We start from the raw sequence: 13,306 nt of genomic DNA, 5'->3' as shown, positions 1-13,306 counted from the left end.
ATAACCGGAAACTTTGTTCGCCATCATTTCTTATCTTCATTGTGAATCGTTTGCGCAGAAAAACCAGGCGGGAAGTCGAACAGCCCAGGAACTTGATAAACTGCTGGTCACAGTTGAAGCATTGGCGGGCGTTACCGTTTTCTCTTCCTCTCCAACGACGCTTATCGCCTGACAGGCAGCGCCACCGCAACCTGCGACGCTGCCGACAGCAGTGGATTCCACGGCGGTTAACAGGCCTCAATGTTTTCAGAATCAGCTCCAAATAAATTTACAGCAGGCTCACGCGTACGCATTTCCCGCACTAATGTAAAAGCAGCGACTACTCCAGCTATGAAAAATCGAAGTTTCTTATTCCTGGCGCGTATCAGGATTTTTTCTCGTCCATTTGAGAAGACGCTGAAGCAGAAAGGGGGCTCTATGTTCATTCATGAGATGGTAGTGGGGATTGGGACGGTATCTTCAGCCGGTGCGAGTGTGGCGAGTCAGTTAGGCGGTATGAATTACAGCGTGTTGTTTGGGGCTTTTGCCGGCTCGGTGTTTTATGTGGCCGGCGCAGCGGATATCGCCTTGCGCGTGCGAGCTGCTTATTTTGTGGTTTCATGGATTGTCGGCGTATTCGGCGCTGGCGTTGTTGGCTCGAAACTGGCCAGCATTCTGGGCTATAGCGACAGACCACTGGACGGTCTTGGGGCCGTGCTGCTGTCGGCGCTGGCGATTAAGACCTTAACGTTCTTCAATCAACAAGATCCGGCAGCCTGGCTCTCCCGGATAAAAGGAGGCTTCCATGGTCACAAGTGATCCTATGGTCATTGCCAATGTCTCTATCTGTTCGGCAATTGCCCTGCGACTAATGTTTTTTCGTAAGCCCGGCGCGCATCACCAGTGGTGGGCATCCTGGCTGGCTTATTTACTGGTACTGGCTTACGGTTCCGTGCCGTTCCGCTATTTTTTTGATCATTACGATCACGCCAGCTGGGCTTCTATCACGATTAACCTTGTGTTTTGCGCCGCTGTATTTCGCTCCAGAGGCAACGTGGCGGAAATCCTTGCCGTATTACGTCCGGGAAGATAATGCTGATGGCTTTCCGGCTATTGCACTGACCAACAGCACCCCCTTATTTTATGCGGCGCTGATGGAATAAAGAGCAATGGCAATATTTTATGCTGACATAAGGCGATTTGCAGGCGTATAGCATGAGACGGCAGGCTATTTCTTCGACCTTTCATAAAGTTATAAAATCACTTAACTTACTGTATTAAAAAATATATTTTTTGTGCCCGATCTCTTTTTTAATTAAATTAATTATGGCTAATGAAAAGATAAAATGCTGTTGAAACGTTCAGTTACGGTTAATCTTTCTTATTTAAGAATAAACGATCAAATTTCTTACACTATTTGCACGAAGTAGTTGATAATCGCGTTTTTCGCGATATTACTTTACCAGGATTAATCTGTTTTTAGCCAGAAAACCGCGCTTGTTGACGGTTAAAAAATCATTTTGCGGTAAAAAAAGCGTAAAAAAGGCACATTAGCTAAATCAACAAAAAATCAAGGGTTGATGGTCAGCCATTGCTCAGTAAAATAGGGCCAAAACTCAAATCAGGAGAATTTCGTGTCAGAAGCTGCGTGTGATTATCATCCGGAACGACTGGAAGAAGCGAAGAATATCGCTTTGGGGTGGCGAATTGTAGGCCAGATGGAGCCGCAGACGCTGGAGGATGCTATTCAGATGCTGCGGGACAGCTCGGCCTATGCGACTCAGGTCTATGAGCTGCTCTACGCCGAAATTGCTGAACAACAGAAAGCGAAACAGGCCCGCTAATATTATCGGGCCGCTTTCACCCGCGTAGCGGCCCTGTATTCTGTTCTGCGCTTTGTTGCGAAACACTATTACCTGTTTGCCAAGCCCTCTTTTTCTGCCTGCCGTTTTCCAATGCCAAACGTACGGGATTTCGCCATTCTGCTTTAACCAGCCTGTCGCGTTATAACCGCACCATTGTCGATCGCCTGTAATTAATAACGTCTGTGGCGCGAAGAGGGCAATAAAGGAGGCCGGGCTGTGCGACTCCGTTTCTGACGAAGATGTGATTATTTAATATATATTTAAAATATTATAAATAAAATTTTAACAAATGCCGACAGGCACCGGGTAAGCGGGGACGATATATCAATGCTGTTTCATTTTTCAGGTAAAAAAATGCCCGCAAAGAGGATAATCACGGGCCAACACCAGGGAAACTTGATAGAAGAATAGTGGCATGGCGAGGGCAAAATGCAACCATCGACGGGCTAAAACAGGGGGCGGCGCGACCAAAGTGCGAGGGCCGTCAAAATTCTTCCGCAATAAGCCACTGGTCCGCTTCATCGAACATTTCTTCAATAATTCTCAACATTACCGACTTGTCGTTTTTGCTGGCATCCGTCTTTACGCCGTTCGCCTGCATCGGTTTTACCTTTACTTCGGCATCCGGAAAAACCCGCCTGATGCGCTTTTCCAGTTCATCCAAAATCAGCTGCTGCGCGTTTGGCAAGCCCGCAACGTTGCGCTTATCGTAAATCAGTTCAACAAACATAAGAGGGGTCCTGGTTATAAATGCTGGATAAAAATACAGTTATTTCCGCCCGGCTTCAACTGAAATTTATAGATGATCGCGATAACTTTTCTTCTTCGCCCGCAAGCGCGCGACCGACGCTGCACGCCGCAGTCGTCAGCGTGATTTGTCCGCTTAGGCTACACTTTTCTGCTTTAACTTACGGAGAGAGAAGATGAAAAAATTATTCCTTGTTCCGCTGATTGCCGCCGCCACTCTGCTTAGCGGCTGCGCTAACGATCATATTATGCATATGCGCGACGGCAGCACCAAAGTGGTGTCGGGCAAGCCGGAGATCGACAAGGCGACCGGCATGGTGATCTATACCGATGAAAGCGGCCGACAGCAGGCGGTTAACCAGGCGGATATTAAAGAGATGAGCAGCCTGTAGCGCAGACCAGGCCACTTCCGATTGCGGCGGCGGCGCGAGACAGGCAGCATACCGGGCCAGATATCTGCCCGGAGAAAGCCATGTTTCGTTTACCTGTTGCCGCCGCCCTTGTTGCCTGCTCCTTTTTCGCCCATGCCTCAAACAGCGCGGCGCCGCCGCAAAACAGCGAATATCAGATAACCTGCCCGGGCAGGCCGACCATGACCGTTACCAGCGCGCAGTACGGTTTGACCACGCTGCTGTGGGCGGGCGATCACTTCCAGGTCGCCGCCGGCAGCCAGCGCTCCCATACCGATAACGGCGACAGCGTCGCTATTATTCTGTTTCGCAATGGCGATCAGATGGTTACCAACAAAAACACCGATGAAACCTTTTTCTCCTATAACGGGCAGAAACATCTGGTTTCCTGCAGCCGCACCAGCGAGCGGGAAAAAAGTACGGTTACGCTGCAGCGAACGGACGCCGCTGGTAAAGTTGAGTCCTGAACCTGGCCAAAACGCTTTAACTTGCCTGCTGCTCTCCTGGCCGATGACGTAGATCCAGCGGCGAGCTTTCCGCCTCGTCCAGCAGCGCCAGCCATTCCCGCATCGTCACTTCCTGCCAGGAGAGATGACCTTTGGTGGTGCCCATCAGCACCACGTCAGGCCGCAGCGCACGATAAAATTCCAGCGTCCGCTTCAGATCGCCCTCGTTGCTTTCCGGCACCAGCACGGTAACCCAGCGGTCGTGGCTAAGGCTGACGGTATCGCCGACGAAAAGATAGGTTTTGCCGTAGGGCGACGCATACAGATAAGTGGTGCTGCCCGGCGTATGACCCGGTGTAGGCACCACATGCAGGCTGCCGCAGTGGACTTCCGCCTGGTTGAAAGTGTCGTCCGCTTCGGCGAAAGGGCTGACCGGGCCGAGCGCGCGATTGTGGCAGTAGAGCGCCGAATTAAAGCGCTGTTGCAGAATACGCGTGCCGGGGCCCGCTTCGTGCCAGTGGGTCAGATAGTGACGAAAGATGCCGCCTAGTGACTCGATGGTATTGTGATCCCGGGTATTTTCAACGCGCGATATCAGCACGTTGCCGCGTGAGAGCCGCAGTAAAAAACCGTGCATCATGACTTCAGGATCGCGTTCGCCAGGCGGAAACTCCGGCGTGGAAACCCAGAGATCTTCATACAGCTGCTTCATGCGCGCTCCTGCAAGGTAGGGTGTCCCGTAATATGCAGCCGCGCGGCGTCGCCTGTCACTCGCAGTCTTCCTTCGGCGCCAAGCGGCAGCGTCACGGTGCGCCAGTGATGACCGAATTCAAGATCCGTGACCACCGGCAGGCCGGTAAGCTGGTGGATCAGCTGCCACACGCTGTCGAAATCGTAGCCGTTGTCGTAGTCGCTGAGTTTTACGCCGGTGAAACTGCCGGTCACAATAGCTTTCTGCCGCGCCAGCACGCCATGCTGCGCCAGCTGCAGCAGCATTCTCTCCACCCGAAAAGGATGCTCGTTGATATCTTCTATAACCAGAATGCCGCCCTCTATCTCCGGCAGCCACGGCGTGCCGATAAGCGATGTCAGCATCGCCAGATTGCCGCCCCACAGCGTGCCGGAAACATCCACCTCCTGCGGCGTTGTCTGCCACTCCAGCGTAAAGGCAGGCGAGGTCAGCGCTTGCCAGAAATGCTCGACGGTAAAATCTGACAGGGTTTCCGCGCCAAAATTGGCGGTCAGCATCGGGCCGCTGAAGCTTTGTCCGCCCGCCTGCAGCAGCGCCATCTGGATCACGGTGAAATCGCTGTGGCCGCAAATCGCCATTGGACGCTCCTTCAGGCGCGCCGCGAGCGCGGCGGCGTCGAAGTCAGCAAGCAGCCTTGTTGCGCCGTAGCCGCCGCGAACCGCCATGACGATATCCGCCTCGGTCTGCAGCAAATCCAAATCCCGCAGCCGCTCTTCATCGCTGCCGGCAAAGCGCTGGCTGCGACGAGCGATCGCCGCCTGGTTATTCACCTGATGTCCCTGTTCCTGCAGGCGGCGTACGGCAAGCTGCGCGGCCGCCTGATTTTGACAATAGCCGGAAGGGGCGATCAGATGAAAAGTGCGTGGAGTAACGGACATAATCTTCACTTTTATCCTTAATTGGCTAAATTTTGGCCCTTATTCAACGGTTTTACATGGCGAAAAAGCTGTTAGCCTCACAGATTCAGGCGGAAGGGCCGTTTTCCGCGCGGAGTTAGTGAATCATTTTGCGCAATTCAGGGTCCAATACGGCTGATAATGACGAAAAGCGCGACTGAAGTCATCCACCAGGGTGTGAAATTAAGAGTAGCGGTAATTTTCCTGCGGCCAACAGCCGCTATGATAAAGCGCGAAGCCAGAGCGCAGAGGAATAAAATAGCGTGAGAAACTTAAAAACAGCGGCAATATTGGGTGTGTTCCTGCTGGCCGGCTGTGCCGGTCAGTCGCATAAACAGCACGAAAAACAGCCGCAAACGCCGCTGACTAAGGCGCCGCCGGCCAAAGTCGCGCAGGCCTGGTCAATGTTCACGGAAAACGCCGCGCACAACTACGGCGTCGATCAGAAGCTGGTCGAGGCGATTATTTCGGTGGAATCGGGCGGCAATCCAACGGTAGTCAGCAGGTCGAATGCCATTGGATTGATGCAGATTAAAGCCTCCACGGCCGGGCGGGAAGTCTATCGGGTGCAGGGGCGTCACGGCCAGCCGAGCAGCGCTGAACTGCGCGATCCGGTGAAAAATATCGATATCGGTACGGCTTATCTGAAAATTCTGCAGGATCAGTCGCTGGCGGGCATTCGCGATCCAAAAACGCTGCGCTATGCCACTATCGTCTCCTACGCCAACGGCGCTGGCGCGCTGTTAAGAACCTTCTCGCGCGATCGCGATCGGGCTATCGCCATGATCAATAACCTGACGCCGGAAGAGTTTTATCAGCACGTGCAGAACAAACATCCCGCTGCGCAGGCGCCTCGCTATTTGTGGAAAGTCACTACGGCCTATCGCACCATCTGATGGTGCGGCTCTCAGCGCCGCCGGTATCGGGCGGCGTTTTTATCGCTTACTGAAAGCGGGTAGCTTTTTCTCGCGCCAGCCGTTCCAGCGAGAAGATCACAGTCTGCAGCAGACGTTCCTGAGCAAAATTCAGCGAGGCGAAGCGGAAGCTCAGGCGCGGCGTCACTACCGTCTCGTTTTTATTGCCTACCACGCTGCGCTGGCCCACGTTAATCAGTGAGGCATCGACTTCCAGCTGACCATATTCGCCCATTTCAATGCGCATCTTTTTAAACGCCTCGCCGCCCTGGAGCGTTTCCGGAACGGGAGAGTCGCCCAGCACGCCGATTCCGCCCAGCGAGAGATCCTGCAGCCGCATTTTGCCTTCGCCGCTGCCGTCCGGCCATTTGGCGTAGCAGTAAAAAACCGGGTCGAGCGGCACGGCCACGCGAAAGAACTCGCGGCGCTGGATCATCCACAGCTCGTCAGGAAGCCCGGCGCCGAAAGCGGGCAGGCCGTCATGGCTGTCGTTCTCAAGCGCGGCCAGCGTGAACTCTACCTTAGCGCCATGCGTTTCGGCAGTAAGCTGCAGGTCGCTCATCTCCAGCGCCAGCTGGTTTTCATAATCATTGCTGCCGTAATCGACGAGCAGGCGCTCTTTGTCCGCGAACAGCAGGCGGGTAATAAACTGGCCCCTGGCGTGGGAAACCATTACGGGCGTTTGATTTTTCAGCAAATTTTTTAGTACGGCAAGCACGGCGAGCGGGCCGCGCTTGAGATATTGTTCTTTTTCTTCTTCTTTCACGTCCTGCTCCGGTTGAGTGTCAGAAAATGCGCGCCTGGCGTTAATACGCGAATTATCGGCATCAATACGCGGCGCTTTAGGCAAGGGTAAAAAAAAGGTGCAAAAAGTTTGGCTTTAAATCACAGAGTTAGAATCTTTGCCTATACTTATCCCGTCTAATCAGTACAAGCAAAGGAGCAGTATATGGGAATTTTGTCATGGATCATTTTTGGTCTGATTGCCGGGATCATTGCCAAGTGGATTATGCCAGGTAAAGATGGCGGCGGCTTTATCATCACCGTGATCCTGGGGATCGTCGGTGCCGTAGTTGGCGGCTGGATCAGTACGCTCTTCGGCTTCGGCAGAGTGGACGGTTTCAACTTCGGCAGTTTTGTTGTCGCGGTTATCGGCGCCATTGTCGTACTGTGGATCTACCGTAAAGTCAGGAGCTGACCGCCTGGCGGAAAGTTTACTGTGAATAACCCCACGCCTTGACGTGGGGTTTTTCTTTTATAGCCTGAAGGCGTCAGAAATCGTAGCCGACGGTCGCCGTCACCGAACGCTCAGCGCCCCAGTAACAGTAGCCCGTGCCGTAGCAGGCGGCGACATAGTTGCGATCGGTCAGGTTATTCACGTTTAGCTGAACAAAAGCGCCTTTCAGACTGCCGTACCAGGTACCTAGATCGGCGCGTAGCGAAGCATCGAACAGCGTAACGGAAGGCAGCCTGGTGGTGTTTTCGTTATCCGCCCACTGTTTGCCAATGTAGCGCACGCCCGCGCCCGCGCTGATGCCCCAGGCAAACTGATATTTTCCCCAAAACGAGGCCATCGCGTTCGGCGTCACGTAAGGCGTATGGCCGTCATTACCGTCCACGGCATCTTTATAACGCACGTGGTTCAGCGTATAGCTCGCCAGCGTGCTCAGACGCGGCGTCCACTGATTGTGAGCTTCGAGCTCCAGTCCCTGTGAATGCACTTTACCTGCGGGCTGGTAGTAAGACTCCTTAACCACACGATTGCCGACATCTTTCTGCGTCAGGTCGTACAGCGCCGCGCTATAGAGATCCGTTGTGCCCGGCGGCTGATATTTCAGGCCTGTTTCATACTGTTGCGAGGTGGTCGGCTTCAGCAGATTGTTATTGCTATCGGAGAGCGACTGCGGCGTAATCGCCTGGCTGTAGCTGACGTAAGGCGAAACGCCGTTGTCGAAGGCGTAAAGCAGCGCGACGCGGCCGCTGACGTGATCGTCCTGGCGACGATGCTTATCCGCCGTGGCGTTATCTTCCGTTTGTGAAACGATGCGGTCATAGCGCCCTGAGAGATCCAGATGCCACTGTTGCCAGAGCATCTCATCCTGCAAATAGACGCCGGTCTGATAGTAGCGACGCTGCGAACGGGTAAAATCGTAGTCCGGCTGCGGCGCCAGCGCCTGGCCCGTCAGCGCGTTCAGCTGGCTGGCGTTGCCGCTGGCTTCGTTCAGGTTGTTTTTATACTGATGATACTCCGCGCCCAGCACTACTTTATGCGTCAGCTGACCGGTGGCGAAATCCGCCTCCAGCTGATTATCCAGCGCGAAAGCGTCCAGCGAAGAGCGCGAACCGGAATAGTAGCGGTTCAGCAGCGCCGGATTGTCCGCATCCCAGCCAATCTGATAGACCTGATCGAGATCGACGTTGGAGTGCGCATAGCTGGCGTTGGAGCGAAAAATCCAGGTATCGTTAAACTGATGCATGAACTCATAGCTGTAGATTTGCTCGTGCCGTTTAAAGCGATCCAGCGAGCTGTCGCCGTCGTAAAAGCCGTTGCTCAGCTTACGGCCAGCGTGCCCGGTAATGCTGCCGTCGCCGGGAACCGCGCCGTGATAGCCGCCGGAAGGATCTTTCTGCAGATAAGCGCGCAGCAGCAGAGAGGTATCCTCGTTTGGTTGCCAGAGCAGCGAAGGGGAGAGGGCATATTTTTCTTCGCGTGTATGTTGATACTGCGTATCGCTGTGGCGGGTCAGGCCGGTCAGGCGAAACGCCCACTGCTCATTGATAGCGTCGGTATAGTCGAAGGCGGTGCTGCGGCTGTTGTTATTGCCTGCCGAGGCGCGGAAATGGCCCTCTTGACGGAACTGCGGACGTTTTGAACTTTCCATCACCAGGCCGCCGGGCACCGTTTGTCCATACAGCGCTGAAGATGGCCCTTTAATCACGTCGATACGTTCCAGAAACCAGGGATCGACCTGAAGGATATTGTAGCTGCCGGGATCGCTCATCAGCCGCAGGCCGTCGAGGAAAATATTATCCACGTCGCCGCCGTGGAAGCCACGCAGCGAAACCGTGTCGTAGCGGGTTGCTGCGCCAGCGAAATTGGTGAAGGCGCCGGCGGTATAGCTGAGCGCCTGATTAACGTCGGTCGCGCCCAGATCTTCAATCTGCTGACGAGTGACAACGGAAACGGATTGCGCGGTTCGCGCCAGCGGCCGGTCGGTCTTCATGGCGCCCTGGCTGGTTGTCACGTTATAGCCGGAGGTCGGCGTGGTCGCTGTTTCCGCTGGTGCGGCGGTGACAACCAGCGTCTCCGCAGCCCAGCCGGCGGCAGGCGAAACGGTAAGGGCGGCACAGAGTACGGCGCTGCGCTTGCGGGCGAAAACCATTGATTTATCCCTTTCAATAATTGAACGAAAAAACGCCGCCGCGACTTCAGCGCGCGCAGCAAATGTAAAGATTATGATAATCTTAATGATAATTATTATCTTTACTGTTACGGCGCACAATCCGTGATTTTTCTGATAATGACGGCAAGCGCGGGATAAAGAGAGGAGCAGGCGATCTGCGATCGCCTGAGAAGGGTTACTGACCTTTGGTTATATCGCCGACATTGTTACATACCACGCCTTTCGGGCAGTAGAGATCCATCAGCTTCAGCGTCACGCCGTTAGTCCAGCCGAAGCCGTCCTGCAGCGGATATTCGCCGCCGCCGCCGCCGCCCAGATTGCTGCCTTCCACCACATATTTTTCGACCAGCTTGTGCTCTTTATCGTAGGTGGCCTGGACATTTTTCAGGAAACGCATACCGATATCTTTCGCCAGCGTCTGCTTGCCGTAGTTGTTCAGGCCTTCGACCGCGGCCCACTGCAGCGGCGCCCAGCCGTTTGGCGCATCCCACTGCTGACCGTTATTGACGTTGGTGGTGATCAGGCCGCCTTCCTTGACCAGCTGCGACTGCACCGCTTCCGCCGTACGGTTCGCCTTGTCTTCCGTCGCCGCCTTCAGATAGAGCGGGAACAGCGCGGCGGCGGTCAACTGCGTACGCGCCTTTTTCTCTTTCCAGTCGTAATCGACGTACCAGCCCTGTTTTTCATCCCAGAAATAGCGGTTGATCGCCTGCTGGCGCTGCTCGGCCAGCTGCGCAAAGCGCTCGCTGGCGTCCGCGTGACCGGCTTCCTTGTTGGCGCGCGCCAGGGTTTTCTCCAGATGGAATATCAGCGAGTTAAGATCGACCGGCAGAATAGCGGTTGTTTCGATCGAGGAGATATCGTTTGGTTTAGCGAACCAGCGCGAGCTGAAGTCCCAGCCGGATGCCGCGCCCGAACGCAAATCGCGGTATAGCTCGCCCTTGTCGCGATCGGCGGCTTTTTCCACCGTGGCGACATCGTCCATATAAGATTCGGTGCGAGGCGTATTGCGGGCGTCCCAGTAGCGGTTAAGCAGGGTACCGTCTTTTAGTTTCACCAGTCGCTTGCTGGCTTCGCCCGCTTTCACCGTATCGGCGTCGCTCATCCAGTAGTCATACTCTTTCTGCAGCTCGGGCAGATATTGTCTGTAGACGCCGTTGCCTTTATGCGTCGCCAGCAAATCCACCATCAGGCTGAAGAAGGGCGGCTGCGAGCGGCTAAGGTAGTAGCTGCGGTTGCCGTTGGGGATATGACCATATTTATCCAGCAGCGAAGCAAAGTTATCGACCATATCCTCTACGCGATCCCAGTGACCGCTTTCCGCCAGGCCAAGCATGGTGAAGTAGCTGTCCCAGTAATAGATCTCGCGGAAGCGACCGCCAGGCACCACATAAGGTTTAGGCAGCGGCAGCAAGGAATCCCACTGGCTGGCCGGCGTGGCGTTACGGGTGAGCACCGGCCACAGGCCGTCGATATGCTCCCGTAAGCTCTGGCCGGCTGGTGGCACATAGGCCGGGCCTTTAGTGGGCAGCGTGAAATTAGTCTCCACAAAGCGGCGCAGATCGAAATTGCGCTGCTTTCGCTGCATTTGCCAGTCCGCCAGAATCAGACTGGGACTGGTTTTCGGCAGCGCGTCGGCAAAAGTTTTCTGATCGGGAAACAGTTTGGCGGCCTGCACCGCTTTAAAAAGCGGCCCCAGCGTAATATCCGGCGGCTGCGGCGCGCTGCTGGTCTGCTTATCGGCGGCGTTAGCGTAACCGACCTGCGTCAGGGCAGCGATCAGCAGCGGCAGCGCCAGCGCGGTTTTCCATTGACGTTTTTCAATTCTCTGCATTAGTCGTTCTCCATATCCCAATCGGGTATCTGTAAGTTATTGACCCTGAAACAAACTTTAGACGAGTTTCTGCGGATCGCCTGGCAATCTGCCGCGAAATGTGACCTTGTCTGGCTTTTTTTTTTGGACAAGTTGCGCTGCCTGAAAAGCTGAAATAACTCATCAGATTAATGACTAAAACATTTAATAAAAAAGTCGCTGACCAGATTATTTTTACTGATTTATTCATCGCCTTTTAAATCGCAATTCAATAATTAAGGCTGTTTTTCCGCGGGGTTGCGGAGAAATAGAGCGTGTTTCAGGCGTGATACGGCTATTTGTAACTGTTAAATTCAATTATAATAAAGTGACGAAAATAATTAAATAGGTTATCTGTGGCGGTTAATTAATAGCGTAATGAAAATTAAAAGCGCTGTTTTTGTAAATCTGTGAGCTTTATACAAACGGGATATAAAAATTCCCTTTGCAAATCATTATGCTGATAAATATATTAACCGTAGTTTATTAGCAACGTGGCTTGCTTATTCAATATCCTGAAAAAAGTATGGCGACTTTGATCCTCTCAGATCGGGCGGCAGATTCAGGGAAAGACAGGATTATTGAAAAAAGGAACAATTGGCATGACGACACCCGGCGATAACATCTTGCACACCGGCAGCGATCCCCGCGCTTTGGCGGAATTCAGCGCACTGCGCCAGGAAATCGCCTTAATGGCAGGCGAACCCGGCCCCAACTGGCAGCGGGTGGAGCGGCTCGCCATTGCGCTTTTCCGGGCCAACGGCATGGATCTGCAGAGCGTGGCCTGGTACACGCTGGCCAGAGCGTACTGCGCGGGGCTGCCGGGGCTGTGCGAAGGCTTTGAGATCGTGACCGCAATGTTAAAGCACCAGTGGGCAACGCTCTGGCCACAGCCGCTCCCGGCGCGGCTGGCTATCGTCACCTGGCTGAGCGTCGGGATGCAGCAGGTACTGCGGAAGCTGCCCTCGGAAGAGTACGATCTCGATCTGCTTTATCGACTGCAGGCGCAGCTTGAACAAAATATTAGAACGCTGGAAGCGCTGGCGCACAAGCATCTGAGCCAGCTTGACCGCCTGGCTATTCAGCTCAGCAACCTTATTACGCAGCTCGCCTTGCCGGAAAGCCAGCCGACCGCCAGCCAGACGACGCTGGCGATGGCGACGATGGCGCAGCGTGCCGGCCACAGCGATGAGTTTACGCCGTTGATCTACGTGCCGAGAGACTTAACCTCTTCCAGCGCGCTTAACGTCAGCTTTAGCTTGTGGGAGCGCAGCCGGGGATTTCTGGCGGGTATGCTGTTAGCTGTGCTGCTGTGCGCGCTGGGGTTATGGGTGTTTCAACTGGCGGAGCCCGTACCGGGAAAAGCGCAGCGTATCGCCATGCTCGCCCAGCAGCTAACGCCGGAGCTGGCCAGCCAGGAGAAAAACTGGCAGGCCGACGCCGCTACCGTTGCGCTGCCGGTGGAACAGCTGGCGCTGTGGCATACGGCACGCCTGCGGCTGCAAAAACTGCTGACCACTGTCGCCGTTCAGGAAGCACAGCGGAAAGAGTGTCTCTCCTATCCTGAACTTGAAGCGCAGCTGATGACTATCCGGCAGCCGCTGGAAGAGATGCAGCCGGTGGAGGAGCTGCTGCGCCAGCTGGAGGCGGATAAGCATTCGCCCGTGTTGCGGGGTAAAACGGAACATCGTCTTAAACAGCTGATGGCGCGCTATGCGCTTATTTTACAGGCGGATGAGAAAGATGCGGCACAGAAATAGTTTCCATACTCTCCTGACGGACTATTTATCCCTGGCGGTATAATTAATCCGTCAGGGGTAAATGTTTATAGCCTGCGTGAAATTGATTAACCTCAGGATATCATTAGTAAACTTTTTTATTATTGGCTGGCTGTCTTAATTTTTTTATAGAGCTCATGGGGTTTACTTTGCTGGGGTCTATTGATTTATGCAAATTAATGTTTGTCTGTTTTATTTTCTTTTAACGATGCATTAGGTTATTTACCGCCTCGGGAACTGTACCGGATACGCTCGGCGGCGGCG

14 protein-coding genes are annotated in these 13,306 nt (G+C 54.2%); 8 read left to right on the top strand and 6 right to left on the bottom strand.

Translation table 11 applies throughout. The annotated features are described in order from the left end of the window. The first annotated feature begins 417 nt into the window (after positions 1-417). The 3 genes from MKZ79_RS06620 to MKZ79_RS06610 all read left to right on the top strand — a co-directional run bounded on the left by MKZ79_RS06620 (position 418) and on the right by MKZ79_RS06610 (position 1,823). Positions 418-798, top strand: a complete 381-nt coding sequence (locus MKZ79_RS06620; RefSeq protein ID WP_442897139.1) for a putative holin — start codon at positions 418-420, stop codon at positions 796-798. Further along, positions 785-1,072, top strand: coding sequence for a phage holin family protein (locus MKZ79_RS06615; protein WP_336140822.1), 288 nt, complete (start codon positions 785-787; stop codon positions 1,070-1,072). The genes MKZ79_RS06620 and MKZ79_RS06615 overlap by 14 nt, the downstream gene beginning before the upstream one ends. Positions 1,073-1,613: 541 nt before the next feature. Next, complete coding sequence (locus MKZ79_RS06610; protein ID WP_336140821.1) at positions 1,614-1,823, top strand: hypothetical protein; 210 nt, start codon at positions 1,614-1,616, stop codon at positions 1,821-1,823. Positions 1,824-2,328: 505 nt separating this feature from the next. Here the strand turns inward: MKZ79_RS06610 and MKZ79_RS06605 are convergent. After that, positions 2,329-2,574, bottom strand: a complete 246-nt coding sequence (locus MKZ79_RS06605; protein ID WP_336140820.1) for a DinI-like family protein — start codon at positions 2,572-2,574, stop codon at positions 2,329-2,331. Between the two features lie 193 nt (positions 2,575-2,767). Between MKZ79_RS06605 and MKZ79_RS06600 the strand changes: the two genes are divergently transcribed. Continuing rightward, complete coding sequence (locus tag MKZ79_RS06600; protein ID WP_336140819.1) at positions 2,768-2,983, top strand: YgdI/YgdR family lipoprotein; 216 nt, start codon at positions 2,768-2,770, stop codon at positions 2,981-2,983. An 80-nt stretch (positions 2,984-3,063) separates the two neighbouring features. Further along, the gene (locus MKZ79_RS06595; protein WP_336140818.1) at positions 3,064-3,468 is read left to right on the top strand and encodes a hypothetical protein; all 405 of its coding nucleotides are present in this window, start codon (positions 3,064-3,066) and stop codon (positions 3,466-3,468) included. Positions 3,469-3,484: 16 nt separating this feature from the next. Here MKZ79_RS06595 and MKZ79_RS06590 read toward each other — a convergent pair whose 3' ends face one another. Together MKZ79_RS06590 and ldcA are read right to left on the bottom strand one after the other, a co-directional pair. Beyond that, positions 3,485-4,159, bottom strand: a complete 675-nt coding sequence (locus MKZ79_RS06590; RefSeq protein WP_336140817.1) for an MBL fold metallo-hydrolase — start codon at positions 4,157-4,159, stop codon at positions 3,485-3,487. Beyond that, a complete protein-coding gene (ldcA, locus tag MKZ79_RS06585) occupies positions 4,156-5,076 on the bottom strand; it encodes a muramoyltetrapeptide carboxypeptidase (RefSeq protein ID WP_336140816.1) in 921 nt (306 codons plus the stop codon). The genes MKZ79_RS06590 and ldcA overlap by 4 nt, the downstream gene beginning before the upstream one ends. 281 nt (positions 5,077-5,357) lie before the next feature. Here ldcA and emtA point away from each other — a divergent pair, with 281 nt between their 5' ends. Continuing rightward, the gene (emtA, locus tag MKZ79_RS06580) at positions 5,358-5,990 is read left to right on the top strand and encodes a membrane-bound lytic murein transglycosylase EmtA (RefSeq protein ID WP_442897130.1); all 633 of its coding nucleotides are present in this window, start codon (positions 5,358-5,360) and stop codon (positions 5,988-5,990) included. Positions 5,991-6,036: 46 nt separating this feature from the next. Here emtA and MKZ79_RS06575 read toward each other — a convergent pair whose 3' ends face one another. Beyond that, on the bottom strand, positions 6,037-6,774 hold the full coding sequence (locus tag MKZ79_RS06575; protein WP_336140815.1) for a flagellar brake protein: 738 nt from the start codon (positions 6,772-6,774) through the stop codon (positions 6,037-6,039). 183 nt (positions 6,775-6,957) lie between these two features. Between MKZ79_RS06575 and MKZ79_RS06570 the strand changes: the two genes are divergently transcribed. Next, positions 6,958-7,206: a GlsB/YeaQ/YmgE family stress response membrane protein gene (locus tag MKZ79_RS06570; protein WP_336140814.1), complete on the top strand. Its 249-nt coding sequence runs from the start codon at positions 6,958-6,960 to the stop codon at positions 7,204-7,206. A gap of 73 nt (positions 7,207-7,279) precedes the next feature. On the opposite strand, the gene MKZ79_RS06565 is transcribed toward MKZ79_RS06570, so the two are convergent. Further along, a complete protein-coding gene (locus MKZ79_RS06565; RefSeq protein WP_336140813.1) occupies positions 7,280-9,391 on the bottom strand; it encodes a TonB-dependent siderophore receptor in 2,112 nt (703 codons plus the stop codon). A gap of 196 nt (positions 9,392-9,587) precedes the next feature. Further along, positions 9,588-11,246: an alpha,alpha-trehalase TreA gene (treA, locus tag MKZ79_RS06560; protein ID WP_336140812.1), complete on the bottom strand. Its 1,659-nt coding sequence runs from the start codon at positions 11,244-11,246 to the stop codon at positions 9,588-9,590. A gap of 620 nt (positions 11,247-11,866) precedes the next feature. Here treA and MKZ79_RS06555 point away from each other — a divergent pair. Further along, positions 11,867-13,024, top strand: coding sequence for a type VI secretion system ImpA family N-terminal domain-containing protein (locus MKZ79_RS06555; protein WP_336140811.1), 1,158 nt, complete (start codon positions 11,867-11,869; stop codon positions 13,022-13,024). Positions 13,025-13,306 lie beyond the last annotated feature (282 nt).

The sequence above is a fragment of the Erwinia sp. CGal63 genome, from assembly GCF_037026505.1.
Taxonomy (GTDB): Bacteria; Pseudomonadota; Gammaproteobacteria; order Enterobacterales; family Enterobacteriaceae; genus Erwinia.
Note: the sequence above shows the minus strand (reverse complement) of the source record. Positions and strands in the feature narration are given on the sequence as shown.